The sequence below is a fragment of the Polynucleobacter wuianus genome (genome assembly GCF_001659725.1).
Lineage (GTDB): Bacteria > Pseudomonadota > Gammaproteobacteria > Burkholderiales > Burkholderiaceae > Polynucleobacter > Polynucleobacter wuianus.
On sequence record NZ_CP015922.1, the window covers coordinates 1,393,855 to 1,408,560 of the forward strand.

14 protein-coding genes are annotated in these 14,706 nt (G+C 46.2%); 4 read left to right on the forward strand and 10 right to left on the reverse strand.

Annotation, left to right across the window (positions count from 1 at the left end):
- Window positions 1-18: 18 nt before the first annotated feature.
- Genes A8O14_RS07195 through A8O14_RS07210 form a run of 4 tightly spaced genes read right to left on the reverse strand, consistent with a single transcriptional unit; the run spans window position 19 to window position 4,669 of the window.
- Entirely contained in the window at window positions 19-2,286 is a 2,268-nt protein-coding gene (locus tag A8O14_RS07195; RefSeq protein WP_068948879.1) for an arginine/lysine/ornithine decarboxylase, read from the reverse strand.
- Window positions 2,283-3,197, reverse strand: coding sequence for an ion channel (locus A8O14_RS07200; RefSeq protein ID WP_082913135.1), 915 nt, complete (start codon window positions 3,195-3,197; stop codon window positions 2,283-2,285). The genes A8O14_RS07195 and A8O14_RS07200 overlap by 4 nt, the downstream gene beginning before the upstream one ends.
- Window positions 3,198-3,210: 13 nt before the next feature.
- Entirely contained in the window at window positions 3,211-3,777 is a 567-nt protein-coding gene (dcd, locus tag A8O14_RS07205) for a dCTP deaminase (protein ID WP_068948880.1), read from the reverse strand.
- A 40-nt stretch (window positions 3,778-3,817) separates the two neighbouring features.
- Window positions 3,818-4,669, reverse strand: a complete 852-nt coding sequence (locus A8O14_RS07210) for a formate dehydrogenase accessory sulfurtransferase FdhD (RefSeq protein WP_068948881.1) — start codon at window positions 4,667-4,669, stop codon at window positions 3,818-3,820.
- A 151-nt stretch (window positions 4,670-4,820) separates the two neighbouring features.
- On the opposite strand from A8O14_RS07210, the gene metG reads away from it, so the two are divergent.
- The 4 genes from metG (at window position 4,821) to panC (ending at window position 8,487) form a co-directional block, all read left to right on the forward strand.
- Window positions 4,821-6,491 carry a methionine--tRNA ligase gene (metG, locus tag A8O14_RS07215; RefSeq protein ID WP_082913136.1) on the forward strand — a complete coding sequence of 557 codons (1,671 nt, stop codon included), beginning with the start codon at window positions 4,821-4,823 and terminating at the stop codon, window positions 6,489-6,491.
- Between the two features lie 103 nt (window positions 6,492-6,594).
- On the forward strand, window positions 6,595-6,783 hold the full coding sequence (locus A8O14_RS07220; protein WP_068948882.1) for a DUF3460 family protein: 189 nt from the start codon (window positions 6,595-6,597) through the stop codon (window positions 6,781-6,783).
- Window positions 6,776-7,639, forward strand: a complete 864-nt coding sequence (locus A8O14_RS07225) for a segregation and condensation protein A (RefSeq protein WP_068948883.1) — start codon at window positions 6,776-6,778, stop codon at window positions 7,637-7,639. The genes A8O14_RS07220 and A8O14_RS07225 overlap by 8 nt, the downstream gene beginning before the upstream one ends.
- Window positions 7,636-8,487: a pantoate--beta-alanine ligase gene (gene panC, locus A8O14_RS07230; RefSeq protein ID WP_068948884.1), complete on the forward strand. Its 852-nt coding sequence runs from the start codon at window positions 7,636-7,638 to the stop codon at window positions 8,485-8,487. Before A8O14_RS07225 ends, panC begins: the two co-directional genes overlap by 4 nt.
- Before the next feature lie 74 nt (window positions 8,488-8,561).
- Here panC and A8O14_RS11940 read toward each other — a convergent pair whose 3' ends face one another.
- The 6 genes from A8O14_RS11940 to oxc form a co-directional block, all read right to left on the reverse strand.
- Window positions 8,562-8,717, reverse strand: a complete 156-nt coding sequence (locus A8O14_RS11940) for a hypothetical protein (protein WP_228385052.1) — start codon at window positions 8,715-8,717, stop codon at window positions 8,562-8,564.
- Window positions 8,718-8,746: 29 nt separating this feature from the next.
- Complete coding sequence (locus tag A8O14_RS07235) at window positions 8,747-9,679, reverse strand: methionyl-tRNA formyltransferase (RefSeq protein ID WP_068948885.1); 933 nt, start codon at window positions 9,677-9,679, stop codon at window positions 8,747-8,749.
- Window position 9,680: 1 nt separating this feature from the next.
- A complete protein-coding gene (gene frc, locus A8O14_RS07240) occupies window positions 9,681-10,928 on the reverse strand; it encodes a formyl-CoA transferase (RefSeq protein WP_068948886.1) in 1,248 nt (415 codons plus the stop codon).
- A gap of 128 nt (window positions 10,929-11,056) precedes the next feature.
- Window positions 11,057-11,485 carry a PAS domain-containing protein gene (locus tag A8O14_RS07245; protein WP_068948887.1) on the reverse strand — a complete coding sequence of 143 codons (429 nt, stop codon included), beginning with the start codon at window positions 11,483-11,485 and terminating at the stop codon, window positions 11,057-11,059.
- 71 nt (window positions 11,486-11,556) lie between these two features.
- Window positions 11,557-12,807, reverse strand: coding sequence for a formyl-CoA transferase (gene frc / locus A8O14_RS07250; protein ID WP_068948888.1), 1,251 nt, complete (start codon window positions 12,805-12,807; stop codon window positions 11,557-11,559).
- 64 nt (window positions 12,808-12,871) lie between these two features.
- Entirely contained in the window at window positions 12,872-14,581 is a 1,710-nt protein-coding gene (gene oxc, locus A8O14_RS07255; RefSeq protein WP_082913201.1) for an oxalyl-CoA decarboxylase, read from the reverse strand.
- Between the last annotated feature and the right edge of the window lie 125 nt (window positions 14,582-14,706).

Genomic DNA, 14,706 nt, shown 5'->3' on the forward strand with positions numbered 1-14,706 from the left:
TTCTAATTCTGCAAACCGTTAAAGCGTAATGTCATGTTCTTGTCTGACGCAATCCACGTAGTATTCGCTACGACCATCCACATCAGCCTTCACAAGTCCATGAATATCGGTCTCAAAACCTGGGAACTTTGCATTAAAGTCCCTAGCGAAATAAAGGTAGTCGACGATCCGTTTATTAAAGCGCTCACCGGGAATCAAAAGTGGAATACCTGGAGGGTATGGGGTAACCAACATTGCAGTAACACGGCCATCCAATTGATCTAGAGGCACGCGATCAACTTCTTTGTGCGCCATCTTTGCCCATGCTTCTGAAGGCATCATGGCGGGCTCCATATCTGAGGTATACATCTCAGTTGTCATGCGAGCTACGTTACGACTCTTATAAAACTCATGAATTTGCTGGCAAATATCCTTTAAACCAACGCGCTCATAGCGTGGGTGCTTTGCCACAAACTCAGGCAACACTTTCCACAGCGGAGCATTTTTATCAAAGTGATCTTTGAACTGTTGTAACTCGGTTACAAGCGTATTCCAGCGACCTTTGGTGATGCCGATCGTAAACATGATAAAGAAAGAATATAGTCCGCACTTCTCAACAATCACGCCATGCTCTGCAAGGTATTTCGTTACGATACTTGCAGGAATACCCATCGATCCAAAGTTGCCCTCGATATCTAAGCCTGGTGTCACAACAGTCGCTTTAATCGGATCAAGCATGTTGAAGTCTTTAGCGAGCTTGCCAAAGTCATGCCAGTTTGCATTCGGCTCTAGCACCCAATCAGAGCGCTCGCCAATGCCCTCTTCTGCTAAATGATCTGGACCCCAGACCTTGAACCACCAGTCCGCACCAAACTTATCGTCAACCTCACGCATGGCGCGACGGAAATCCATTGCTTCAGCAATCGACTCCTCAACCAAAGTGGTACCACCAGGAGATTCCATCATTGCTGCTGACACGTCACAAGACGCAATGATTGCGTACTGTGGACTGGTCGAGGTATGCATCAAGTACGCCTCATTAAAGCAGTCGCGATCTAGCTTCGTATCCTCAGCATCTTGCACCAGAACTTGTGAAGCTTGTGATAAACCAGCCAATAACTTATGAGTTGATTGAGTTGCAAACATCAAACTCTTTTTGGTGCGCTTACGATCAGAACCAATCGCATGCATATCTTTATAGAAAGGATGGAAAGCGGCATGGGGCAACCAAGCTTCGTCAAAGTGCAACGAGTCCACTTTGCCATCGAGCATCTCTTTAATCATCTCGACGTTGTACACGATGCCATCATAAGTACTTTGCGTCAGCGTCATCACACGTGGCACAACATCCTTATTCTTAATAAATGGATTGGCATCAATCTTCTTCTTGATATTTTTCCACTCAAATTCTTCTTTGGGAATCGGACCAATAATGCCAAGGTGATTACGGGTGGGCATCAAGAAAATTGGGATTGCGCCCATCATGGTGATGGAATGAATCACTGATTTATGGCAGTTACGATCAACCAGAACAACATCTCCCGGGGCAACTGTTGAGTGCCACACAATTTTGTTAGAAGTAGATGTGCCATTGGTCACAAAGAACAAATGATCGGCATTGAAGATGCGGGCAGCATTGCGCTCACTCTGCAGCACCGGGCCAGTATGATCTAGTAGCTGACCCAATTCTTCTACGGCATTGCAAACGTCTGCGCGTAGCATATTCTCGCCGAAGAACTGATGAAACATACGACCGACTGGACTCTTTAAGAAAGCTACGCCACCGGAGTGACCCGGACAATGCCAAGAGTAAGAGCCTTCAGAAGCGTAATTAGTTAATGCGCGGAAGAATGGTGGTGCTAAAGAATCGAGATAGACCTTAGCTTCACGAATAATGTGACGCGCTACGAATTCTGGGGTATCTTCATTCATATGAATAAAGCCATGCAACTCACGCAAGATATCGTTTGGCATATGACGTGAGGTACGAGTCTCACCATATAAGAAGATTGGAATATCTTCATTGCGTTTGCGCACTTCAGTAATAAATGCGCGCAAATTATTTAATGCTGGTAAATCATGATCTTCAGAGTCAGAGACAAACTCTTCGTCATCAATTGACACAATAAAAGAGGAAGCGCGAGATGCCTGCTGAGCAAAAGAAGTCAGGTCTCCATAGCTGGTGAGGCCAATAACTTCCATACCTTCATTCTCAATAGCCTCTGCTAGGTCGCGAATACCTGAACCCGAAATATTTTCGGAACGGAAATCCTCATCAATGATGATGATTGGGAAACGAAATTTCATAAATACTCCCCTGCTGTTTTGTCCGATGAATTCGGAACCCACTTCTCAAAATTGGCTAGATCAATGACTCGGCCACCATCCGGTAAAACCGTGACTATATCGACAAATGTCGCATTTTGCTGCACATCTCTAGGTAAGTAAACATGGCGCGCATAGACTTGGTTTGCTAAGCTCTCGTGATAGCCCGTAAAAGTAATAAGCAAATGCCAATGGCTGCGCATAACACCGCCACCCAAATACTCATTTAAAGGGCTAGATTCATCCACACTATGCATTGCTGTCCAGGTCAAAGAAAATACTGGACTCTCAGATCGATGCAAAGGAAGTTCCACAGAACGACGATAGCGCTCACCCTCAGAGGTCATGCTCTCTGCAATCAACCACAGACGTAACTGCGCCTCCACAATATGGGAGCTGCGGTCATTGGCAACCCGAAACTTGAGTGTCTTCACGCCATCGTGATTACCCACTACCGCCACCTTGGTAAAACGCACTCCTGCAGTAGGTCTCGTAAAGCGTGCAAACGCCAAACCAGTAGTCAGCGCCGAATACACAATGCCAAAGAAAGCCTCAAAGGTGACAATTGAGTTAGGCCAGTGTCCTACTGGAGTCATTTGACCATAACCAATGGTTGCCATGGTTTGTACGCTGAAGTAAAAAACATCAATCAGAGATCCGGCCTTGGTGTTTGTGATGGCCCCAGGGCCACAAGTCAAGTAAGCTAACGCAAATAAAAGATTGGTTCCTAGATACACACAAATAACCAATAGCAGAAACTTGGACCAACTTGTGCCCAATAGCCAATGGTAGAAGTTGTTCTCAGGACGGGCTACCGCTGAGCGCGTCAGCGTAGCGCGATATTCATCAAGGTTAATCCGCTCGGGGCGGCGACCAAGGTGAAATTTTTCCACTACCGTGTGTAGATTAGGTCTTTGGCAGGGTCACGCCCCGCTGACCTTGATATTTACCACCGCGATCTTTATAAGAAGTGCCACACACTTCATCGCTCTCAAAGAAGAGTACTTGTGCACAACCCTCGCCTGCATAAATTTTTGCAGGCAATGGGGTGGTATTAGAAAACTCTAATGTGACATAACCCTCCCACTCCGGCTCGAATGGGGTGACGTTCACAATAATTCCGCAACGTGCATATGTACTCTTACCAACGCAAACGGTTAATACGCTACGGGGAATCTTGAAATACTCCACCGTTCTTGCCAAAGCAAATGAATTTGGTGGAATGATGCAGACATCACCCTTGAAATCTACGAATGATTGTTCATCGAAATTCTTAGGGTCAACAATCGTGCTATTGATATTGGTAAAGATCTTAAATTCGTCTGCACAACGAATGTCATAGCCATAACTTGATGTGCCATAACTAACGATTTTGTTGCCTGCTGCGTCTTGGCGGATTTGCCCAGGCTCAAATGGGCTGATCATGCCTTGTTCGCCCATGCGGCGGATCCAGTGGTCAGATTTAATAGTCATGGCCGAATTGTAAAACCTTCGCCCTCACCTGCCCACGAATTTATTGGGTTTTTTGGTTAAAAACCACCCGCTCAGGGGCGTTGTAGATCTCGAAGTGTTTGCCCGAGCAGCGAGATAAGATAGTGAGATTGGTCTTGCGGGCTAGCTCCAAGCCCATGAGGGTGACACCCGAGCGCGTGAGCAAGAAAGGAACACCCATCTGAGCGCCTTTAATCACCATTTCTGAAGTGAGGCGCCCCGTGGTAAAGAAGATCAAATCTTTGCCGGGTTTATTTGCCAGCCACATCAATCCGGAAATTGAGTCGACCGCATTATGGCGACCAACGTCCTCAATGAAGTACAAAAGTTTGACACCACCTTCTGGAGTGCGCTCGAAGACTGCGCAGGCGTGGACTGAGCCAGACTTCTTGTAGATCGTGTCATGGACTCGGATGTCATCCACTAAAGCAATAATTGACTCTTGGGATAACTGGGGTCCATCAGGCAGGCGAATCTCCGACATTTCCTCCATCAGGCCACCAAACATGGTGCCTTGACCACAGCCTGTGGTCACAACCCGCTTACTGGTGAGAGCGTCAATATCTACCGTGCTTCGACGAGTCTTAACGGCGGCTGAATCCGTCTCCCAATCCACCTGAATACTCTCAATATCGTCGGGTGACTCGACTAGGCGTTGGTTACGCAAATAACCTAAGACCAGAGCCTCTGGAGCACTGCCTAGGGTCATTAAGGTAACTACCTCCCGCTTGTCTAAGTAGATTGTCAGTGGGCGCTCCCCTGGGATATGAGCCAGCTTAGTACGACCTGCTTCATCTAATATCTTCACCTCATGCACTAAGGGCACGGAGGCATTTGACATCTGAATGTTCGGTTTTGCTGCCACCACTGACATGAAGCGCCTTCTAAATGGGGTTTAAACTCAATTTTATCGAGACTAATCGGGGTTTTACTTTAACCGCAGACTAAAATTACTGCTCGAGCCCGCATAATTGCGGATTAAACCTTAATTTAACCCTGTCATTCCTGATTGAAGACCGCTTCACATGAGTAGCTCCCAGCGTCGCCTCCTAGTCACCTCTGCTCTACCGTATGCCAATGGTCAGATCCATATTGGTCATTTGGTGGAATACGTACAGACTGATATTTGGGTTCGCTTTCAACGCATGCGTGGTCACGAAGTTCATTACGTAGGTGCCGATGACACTCACGGCACTCCCATCATGCTACGTGCTGAAAAAGAAGGTCTTACACCAAAAGAACTCATCGCCACTGTATGGAAAGAGCATAAGCGTGACTTTGATAACTTTCTTATTTCATTCGACAACTACTACACCACCGATAGCCCTGAGAATGAAAAGTTAGCACAAAGTATTTATATCAAGCTACGCGATGCTGGTTTGATTGAAAAGCGTGCGATTGAGCAAGCTTATGATCCCGTTAAAGAAATGTTTCTACCTGATCGCTTCATTAAGGGTGAGTGCCCAAAGTGTGGCGCCAAAGATCAATATGGCGATAACTGCGAAAAATGTGGCGCAACTTATTCACCAACCGATTTGAAGAATCCCTTCTCCGTCGTGAGCGGTGCAACACCGATAAAAAAGATTTCTGACCACTACTTCTTTAAGTTGTCTGATCCACGCTGCGAAGCATTTTTGCGCGAGTGGACTCAAGTCAAAACGCCTTTACAGCCGGAAGCTCGCAATAAGATGAAAGAGTGGGTTGGCGAGCCTGGCGAGAGCAAACTAGGTGACTGGGACATCTCCCGCGATGCCCCGTATTTCGGCTTTGAGATCCCTGATGCACCAGGTAAATACTTCTATGTATGGCTTGATGCCCCTATTGGCTATTACGCCAGCTTCCTCAACTACTGTCAGGCTAAGGGCCTGAATTTTGATGAGTGGGTAAAGCCCGATACTACTACTGAGCAATACCATTTTATTGGTAAAGATATTCTGTATTTCCACACTCTATTTTGGCCTGCCACTTTGCAGTTTGCAGGCTATCGCACACCAACCAATGTATTTGCACATGGCTTCTTAACCGTCGACGGTGAAAAGATGAGTAAGTCACGTGGCACATTGATTTCTGCGAACAGTGTGATTGAGTGTGGATTTAATCCTGAGTGGTTCCGCTATTACTTTGCTACAAAATTAAATGACAGCATGGAGGATTTAGATTTAAATCTTCAAGACTTCGTGGCTCGTGTAAATAGCGACTTGTTAGGCAAATACATCAATATTGCAAGTCGCAGTGCAGGCTTCTTAGTAAAACGTTTTGGTGGTGTTGTATCTGATGAGGCAATGGACAATCCATTAGTCAAAGAAATTGCCGCAGCTAGTGAAAAAATTGCTGCACTTTACGAAGGACGCGAGTTTGCAAAAGCATTACGTTTGATTATGGAGCTCGCTGACAAGGTCAATGGTTTTGTGGATGAAAACAAGCCCTGGGAAATTGGGAAGGATCCTGCGCGTGAATCCGACTTACAACGAGTTTGCAGCGTGACCTTAGAAGCCTTCCGCATGCTAAGCCTCTATCTCAAGCCAGTGATCCCACAGGTAGCAGCAGGAGTAGAAGAATTCCTGTCCCTGGCACCACAATCTTGGGGAGATATCAATTCCTCGCTTTCCAGCAAGAGCCCTATTAAGGCCTATAAGCACCTCATGACCCGGGTTGAGGCTCCTCAAATTGAGGCTCTGCTGGCTGCAAACTTGTAAAAAAGGGCCTAAAAAGCACCTATAATGGTGGTCGTAGTCCCCAGATAACTTTTGGAATTAAATTAATAAGTTATTGATTTTATTAAGTATTTTAGGAAATACCATGGCAAGATATCAATCTGAATTCACCCAGTTCTTAAATGAACTCAAAACCGAGAAGCCACACCTCGAGGCAGCCCAACAAGCCGGTCGCGCCCTCTTATGGGACAAAGAGCCATTGACCGTTGAAGATCAGCGTCGCGCTAAAGCCGCCAAATTAAAACAACGCGCTTACGTTTACTCTAATGACTGAGCCAAGTACTCAGCCAATACCAGATTTACTCGATAGCACTCCATCAGTAACCGATGGAATGTCGGAAGCATTCGCCAAACTTTATGGCGAACCTCTCTTTAAGCTTCCTACCGATCTTTATATTCCGCCCGATGCACTAGAAGTTTTTCTAGAAGCATTTGAGGGTCCACTCGACCTCTTGCTATATTTAATTCGTAAGCAGAACTTTAACGTTCTCGATATACCGATGGCTCAAGTTACTCAACAGTACCTGAGCTATATAGACCAAATTCGTCATCACAATCTTGAACTTGCGGCTGAGTACTTATTGATGGCAGCGATGTTGATTGAGATTAAATCTCGCATGCTGCTACCGATGAAGAAAGCAGATAGCGAAGAAGAAGTAGAAGATCCACGCGCAGAATTAGTCCGCCGCCTCCTAGAGTATGAGCGCATGAAACTGGCCGCTCAAGAACTTGACCAGATTCCGCAACAAGGTCGTGATTTCCAAGTAGCGCATGGCTTTGTTGATACAACCGTGGCAATCACTTGGCCTGAAGTGAACCTAGATGACTTGCAAATGGCTTGGCGTGATGTTCTGCACCGGGCCAAACTCAATCAGCACCATACGATTACGCGTGAATCCCTCTCCGTCCGTGACTTTATGACCCGCATCCTGCGTCGCTTACAAGGTACAAAATTCATTGAGTTTGGTGAATTATTTGAAGATGCGATTAAGTCAGGTAATGGCATTCCAGTAGTGATTGTGAACTTTATTGCAATGCTAGAGCTCTCTCGTGAAGCTTTAATCGAGATTACCCAAGCTGAGCCATACGCACCAATCTATGTGCGTCTAGCCTATACGCCTGTTGCATGAAAATCATTAGCGACATTCAAGAGTTACGGGACCACTTAAGGGGTCAAAACCGCGCTTCATTTGTACCGACCATGGGGAATCTTCATGAAGGTCACCTCTCACTGATGCGCTTGGCGAGACAACATGGTGATCCAGTCGTAGCGAGCATCTTTGTAAACCGTTTGCAGTTTGGTCCTAACGAAGACTTCGATAGCTACCCCCGTACAATGCAGGCCGATATCGATAAGCTGGAAAAAGAAGGTGTCTACATCCTCTTTGCTCCGACTGAGCGCGATCTTTATCCACAGCCCCAGGAATATCGTGTTGACCCACCACAGCAGTTAGGTGACATCCTCGAAGGTGAGTTCCGCCCCGGTTTCTTTAAAGGGGTTTGCACAGTAGTTCTCAAACTCTTTTCTTGCGTACAGCCAAAGGTTGCTGTATTTGGTAAAAAAGATTACCAACAGCTCATGATTATTCGCCAGATGGCCAAGCAATTTGCTTTGCCAGTAGATATCATTCCCGGTGAAACCATTCGCGCTGATGATGGTCTAGCCCTCTCCTCCCGCAATGGCTACTTATCCACAGAGGAGCGCGCTGAAGCACCAGAATTACAAAGAACACTTCAAGAGGTTCGTGAACAAGTTCTACAACTGAACTCACGCAATACAAATGCTTTATCCGAACTGGAAAAGGCTGCCGTTGTCAAATTAGTTGGTCGTGGCTGGAAGCCTGATTACATTGCCATTCGGCAGCAAAGCGATTTAGCTCCAGCATCTAACGAAAGCCTTCAATCTGGCGAACCGCTCGTGATTCTCACAGCGGCCAAGCTTGGTAAAACCCGCTTGATTGATAACCTCGAGATTTAATCTTTAAGCTACCTGAACTTATTCGTCCCAGGGAAATCGCTGGCGAGATAACTCTTCCATGATTTCGCGCTTACTCACTCCGGCTTTTCTTGTATTGGTAGCTCTATGCTCGGTTGAGTTTTCTTGATCGACAGCATCTTCGGCTCGCTCTTTTTTGCATCACCATCCTGAGATGGCGGCATCCGGGGCTTTTCCCCGTCTGCGGACTCTAATTTGGATTCGTTCATCATCACTAGATTCCGTATGCGCCTAAGACAATCTATAGAGCGAAGAACTGCCCTACTTGAAGATTTAATTCTTTTGCCAATTCAGCACCAGTTACCTTGCCTGCAGCGCCTTTAGCCTTAAGGACTTCGATCTGTCCACCATGGCAGGTGATGAAGAAAGAATCTAGAGTGACCTGAGTAACTTCCCCTGGCTTACCTTTAACGGCGCCAAAGGTAGCGGCGACATGCTTGTGGCAATCGTAGATTTGGACTTTTTGCTCACCAAACCTTGTCCATGCACCTGGAGCAGGATTGCATGCACGAATCAAGTTGTAAATCTGACTAATGTGTGTTGCCCAATGAATTTGTGCGGCGTTAGTATCAAACCAACCTTCGTAGTTCGCTTGTGATTCATCTTGGACGATTTCTTGATGCTTACCCGACATCACCAGATCAGCAGCTTCTAGCAGAGCTTTCACGCCAATCGGGAATAAATGATCAAAGTAGACCTTACCTAAGGTGTCATTCGGCCCGATCGCTACTTCTTTTTGCAGAATGACTTCGCCTTCATCTAAGCCATCAGAGGGACGGAAAATCGTTAGGCCGGTTTTTTCTTCGCCCAATGCAATTGCCCAGTTAATTGCGCTTGGTCCGCGATATTTAGGCAGTAGCGATGGGTGATATTGAATGGTTCCATGCTTTGGAATCTTACAAAGCTCTTGTGGCACAAACTGCAATACATAAGCCATAACGCAGATATCAGCTTGGCTATCAATCATTGCCTGAGCAGCCTCAGGCCCCTTGAGAGAAGCTAACTGCAAGGGAGCTAAACCCCTTGCTAGTGCAGCCTCTTTAAGGGCTTCCGGTTTGCTTGATTTGGGATTGTCAGGTGGACAAAAAACAGCAACAATCTCGTCGCCACGATCTAAGAACGCTTCTAAAGCAGCTTTACCAAAATCTGCACTCCCAATCAACGCAACCCGCATCTTAGATAACCTTATCGTGACGAAGTGAGATCAATTCATCAGTTGAGTAACCTAACTCACTGAGAATTTCATCGGTGTGCTCACCCAATAATGGTGAACGCTCAACTTCAGTCGGGCTATCAGACAACTTAATCGGATTACCCACCGTGAGGTATTTGCCACGAATCGGATGATCAACCTCAACTACAGTACCTGTAGCACGCAAGGCTGGCTCTTCGGCGATTTCCTTCATTGATAGAATTGGGCCGCATGGAATATCGTACTTATTAAGAACGTCCATGACTTCAAACTTCGTCATGGTCATAGTCCATTTTTCGATTTCACCAAAGATTTCCATGAGATGTGGCAAACGTGCCATTGGAGATGCAAAGCGCACATCAGTGATCCAGTCTTCGCGACCAATCACTTTGCATACCGCTTCCCAAACTGGGGCTTGAACAATCACATACATATACGCATTGGGATCAGTTTCCCAGCCTTTGCACTTCACAATCCAACCGGGCTGACCACCGCCAGAGGCATTACCAGCGCGAGGTACAGCGTCACCAAACTCACCGTTCGGGAACTGCGGATACTCTTGCATCAAGCCATTGCGCTCCAGGCGCTGTTGATCACGCAACTTCACACGGCACAGATTCAATACAGCATCTTGCATTGCTGCCAAGACCTTCTGACCACGACCAGAGTGGGTGCGCTGGTATAGAGCCGTGACAATGCCAAGCGCTAAATGTAAGCCGGTTCCGCTATCACCAATTTGCGCCCCAGTGACCATTGGGGGGCCATCATCAAAACCAGTTGTAGATGCTGAGCCGCCAGCACATTGCGCAACATTCTCATACACTTTGCAGTCTTCATATGGTCCAGGACCAAAACCTTTGACTGAAGCCATGATCATCATTGGATTCAGTTCTTGAATGCGCTCCCAAGAAAAACCCATACGATCTAAAGCACCTGGCGCAAAGTTTTCTACTAAAACGTCACACTCTTTAATGAGACGCTCTAGGATTTCTTTGCCCTTTTGAGTTTTGGTGTTTACCGTGATAGAACGCTTGTTGTGATTCAACATCGTGAAATACAAGCTATCTGCATCTGGAATATCGCGCAGTTGACCACGGGTTGCATCCCCTTCGCCTGATTTTTCTACCTTGATTACATCTGCACCAAACCAAGCCAACAACTGCGTACAGGTTGGCCCCGATTGAACGTGCGTGAAGTCGAGTATTTTGACCCCTTCTAGTGCTTTTGCCATGATTTAAGTCCTAATAAGAATGAAAATTTTGAATTGAAGCAATTTTACCAGCGGGGAATTCTGGAAAATCGTCTATGCCCAATTTTTGGGCAGCGGCTCCTGCAAAGCCTTGTAGGAACTATATGAACCTAGGGCTGAGGGTTTTCAAGCTCAGAAAGGCGTTTTTTAAGGGCTCTTTCTTCTGCAAACCTAGAAGTTTCATCCCGAATGATGGCAACCACTCCATTTGCCTTGTGATTTTGATCAAACAGCATCCCTACAGTAAAGGCTATGGATAGCATGCTGCCATCCTTATGCTTTGCTGGAACCTTTAGCAAAGAGGTTCCATATTGCGTAGTACCAGTCTCCATAGACTTGCTATAGCCCTCATTATGTCTCTGACGTTGACGATCAGGAACGATGAGGTCTAATGTCTGACCAAGGGCCTCTGCTTCTGAGTAGCCAAAGATGCGGGTGGCTGCTGGATTCCATAAAACGATTTTTTCGTTTGTATCCGCAGCGATGATGGCGTCGCCCACACACTCAACCAATTGATGCAGATCTATATTTGTGTTCATGCCTTGAGTCTATAGAATAAAAAAGGCGCCCACAAGGAGCGCCTTCAAATGAATGCGATGAGTAATCGTAATTAAACTGCTTTAGCTGCGTGCAATTTAGCGATGTCATCTGAGCTGTAGCCAAGGTCAGCCAACACTTCATCAGTGTGCTCACCCAATACAGGGGATGGCTTCACTTCGATTTCCAAATCAGAGAACTTGATTGGGCTACCGATAGTCAAATACTTGCCACGTACTTTGTGGTCAACTTCAACAATCGAACCGCTCTTACGCAAGTCTGGTGATGCAGCCAATTCTTTCATCGAGAGAACTGGAGCACATGGAATATCGAACTTGCGAAGGATGTCCACAGCTTCGTATTTAGTCTTGTCTTTGAGCCAATCTTCAATGGTTGCGAAGATGTCAAAAATCTTGTCTTGACGAGCTTCAGCAGTCATGTACGCTGGATCAGTTGCCCACTCTGGTTTGCCCAATGCTTTAGTAATTGGCTCCCAAGCATGGCCTTGAATGGTGAAGTAGATGTAAGCGTTTGGATCAGTTTCCCAGCCTTTACACTTCAGTACCCAACCAGGCTGACCACCACCACCAGCGTTACCGCCACGTGGAACTACATCAGTGAATGAACCATGTGGGTACTGTGGGTACTCTTCCAAGTAGCCAACCTTGTCCAAACGTTGTTGATCGCGCAACTTCACACGGCACAAGTTCAATACAGCGTCTTGCATTGAGCAAGAAACTTTTTGACCGCGGCCAGTTTTTTCACGCTGCATTAATGCAGTCAAAATACCAATTGCCAAGTGCATACCAGTATTTGAGTCACCCAAAGCAGCAGCAGAAACTGTAGGAGGACCATCCCAGAAACCAGTAGTAGAAGCAGCACCACCAGCACACTGAGCCACGTTCTCATACACTTTTAAGTCTTCGTATGAGTGGCCATCACTGAAGCCTTTAACAGAAGCCATAATCATTTTTGGATTCAATTCCTGAATACGCTTCCAAGAGAATCCCATGCGATCCAAAGCGCCCGGACCAAAGTTCTCAACCATTACGTCTGAAGTCTTGATCATCTTTTCTAAAACTTCTTTACCTTCTTGAGTCTTGGTGTCGAGTGTCAAAGAACGCTTATTACCGTTCAACATGGTGAAGTACAAAGCATCTGCACCTGGGATATCACGCAATTGGCTACGAGTTACGTCACCGGCACCTGGACGCTCTACTTTGATCACGTCAGCGCCGTACCATGCCAATAACTGAGTACATGCAGGGCCTGCTTGTACGTGGGTGAAGTCAATAATACGAATACCGTCTAATGGTTTAGTCATGTTTGTTTCTCCTTAAGTGTTTCTTGTTTGTTGCTTAATTTAGTCCAGAAATATTAACTTTTTATTACTTCTTAGCAGCTGCTGTGGATGGGTTCAAGTTTGTTAAACGTCCACTCTCAGTACCTGCGGTTTCATCAATAACAGCATTGATGAGGGCTGGTTTACCGGCAGCAATTGCTTCTGTTAACGCTGCTTCTAATTCTGCTGGGGTAGTTACGTAATATCCAACACCACCAAATGCTTCAATCATCTTGTCGTAACGTGCATCTTTAACGAATACAGTCGGAGCAACATCAGCGCCACCAGTAGGATTCTTATCAGTGCCACGGTATACGCCGTTGTTATTAAATACAATGGTTGTGATTGGTAAGTTGTAACGGCAAACAGTTTCGAGTTCCATGCCACTAAAACCAAATGCGCTATCGCCTTCAACTGCTACTGTTGGTAGACCGCTAATAACAGCTGCGCCAATGGAGTAACCCATACCAATACCCATAATGCCCCAAGTACCAGAGTCAAAACGCTTACGTGGCTTATACATATCCACGATGGCGCGGCAGTAATCCAAAGTATTTGCACCTTCGTTTACCAAGTTCACATCTGGGTTCTTCTTAATCACATCACGAATCACGCGCAATGCACCATGGAAGTTCATTGGGTTAGCTTCTTTGGCCAATGTTTCAGCCATCTTCGCCATGTTCTTATCTTTTTTCTCGTTGATCGCGTTGATCCAGTCAGCGCTTGGCTTAGGTACTGAAGCAATACCCTTTAAGAGTTCGCCTACACATGAGCCAATATCACCGATCAATGGAGCGGCAATTTGAACGTTACTATCCACTTCATTTGCCTGAATATCGATTTGGATAAATTTCTTAGGCTCTTTGCCCCATGTCTTACCCTTACCGTGTGCAAGCAACCAGTTCAAACGCGCGCCGATCAACAATACTGCGTCAGCCTCAGCCAATACAAATGAGCGTGCTGCTGAAGCAGACTGCGGATGATTGTCAGGCAACAAACCTTTAGCCATCGACATTGGCAAATAAGGAATACCAGATTTTTCTACCAAGTGACGAATCTCTTTATCGGCTTGTGCGTAAGCAGCACCCTTACCCAAAAGAATCAATGGACGCTTAGCGCCTTTGAGCACATCTAATGCACGTGCAACTGCATCAGCTGCTGGGATCTGACGGGGAACTGGGTCAATTACCTTGAAGATAGTCTTCTTAGCTTCTTCAGCAGGCATCGTTTGAGCTAGCAACTGTGCTGGCAAGTCCAAATACACGCCACCTGGACGACCAGAAACTGCAGCACGAATTGCACGAGCAAAACCAATACCGATATCTTCAATGTGATTAATGCGATAGGCAGCTTTGCAATATGGCTTAGCAGCATTGAGCTGATCCATCTCTTCGTAGTCACCTTGTTGCAAGTCAACAATCTCGCGTTCGCTTGAACCAGAAATCAAAATCATTGGGAAGCAGTTCACAGTGGCGTTAGCCAATGCTGTTAAACCGTTCAAGAAACCTGGTGCAGAGACAGTCATGCAGATACCAGGCTTTTGAGTCATATAACCAGCGATCGCTGCAGCATTACCTGCGTGCTGTTCATGACGAAAGCCAATGAAGCGCAAACCTTCTGCCTGCGCCAAACGACATAAGTCAGTAATTGGAATACCAACAAGACCGAAAATCGTATTGAGGTCATTGGCTTTTAAAGCATCAATGACGAGATGGAAGCCATCAGTTAATTGTGTGTTTTGGTTATCTGTTGTCATAGAAATTTTCATGTGAACCACACCTTCCACCAGATGATGGTTTGTGCAGTTTAGCTTTCGCTAGTGTCTCCAATTAAGTTATTCATCGCTCTACGGGTTTTAGCCCCGCTTAGGCTGAGATGAAT

Excerpts from the sequence above, each read along its gene's own strand:
- A8O14_RS07195 (WP_068948879.1), bottom strand. The coding sequence starts at position 2,286 with ATGAAATTTCGTTTCCCAATCATCATCATTGATGAGGATTTCCGTTCC.
- dcd (WP_068948880.1), bottom strand. The coding sequence starts at position 3,777 with ATGACTATTAAATCTGACCACTGGATCCGCCGCATGGGCGAACAAGGC.
- A8O14_RS07210 (WP_068948881.1), bottom strand. The coding sequence starts at position 4,669 with ATGTCAGTGGTGGCAGCAAAACCGAACATTCAGATGTCAAATGCCTCC.
- metG (WP_082913136.1), top strand. The coding sequence starts at position 4,821 with ATGAGTAGCTCCCAGCGTCGCCTCCTAGTCACCTCTGCTCTACCGTAT.
- A8O14_RS07220 (WP_068948882.1), top strand. The coding sequence starts at position 6,595 with ATGGCAAGATATCAATCTGAATTCACCCAGTTCTTAAATGAACTCAAA.
- A8O14_RS07225 (WP_068948883.1), top strand. The coding sequence starts at position 6,776 with ATGACTGAGCCAAGTACTCAGCCAATACCAGATTTACTCGATAGCACT.
- panC (WP_068948884.1), top strand. The coding sequence starts at position 7,636 with ATGAAAATCATTAGCGACATTCAAGAGTTACGGGACCACTTAAGGGGT.
- A8O14_RS11940 (WP_228385052.1), bottom strand. The coding sequence starts at position 8,717 with ATGATGAACGAATCCAAATTAGAGTCCGCAGACGGGGAAAAGCCCCGG.
- A8O14_RS07235 (WP_068948885.1), bottom strand. The coding sequence starts at position 9,679 with ATGCGGGTTGCGTTGATTGGGAGTGCAGATTTTGGTAAAGCTGCTTTA.
- frc (WP_068948886.1), bottom strand. The coding sequence starts at position 10,928 with ATGGCAAAAGCACTAGAAGGGGTCAAAATACTCGACTTCACGCACGTT.
- A8O14_RS07245 (WP_068948887.1), bottom strand. The coding sequence starts at position 11,485 with ATGAACACAAATATAGATCTGCATCAATTGGTTGAGTGTGTGGGCGAC.
- frc (WP_068948888.1), bottom strand. The coding sequence starts at position 12,807 with ATGACTAAACCATTAGACGGTATTCGTATTATTGACTTCACCCACGTA.
- oxc (WP_082913201.1), bottom strand. The coding sequence starts at position 14,581 with ATGACAACAGATAACCAAAACACACAATTAACTGATGGCTTCCATCTC.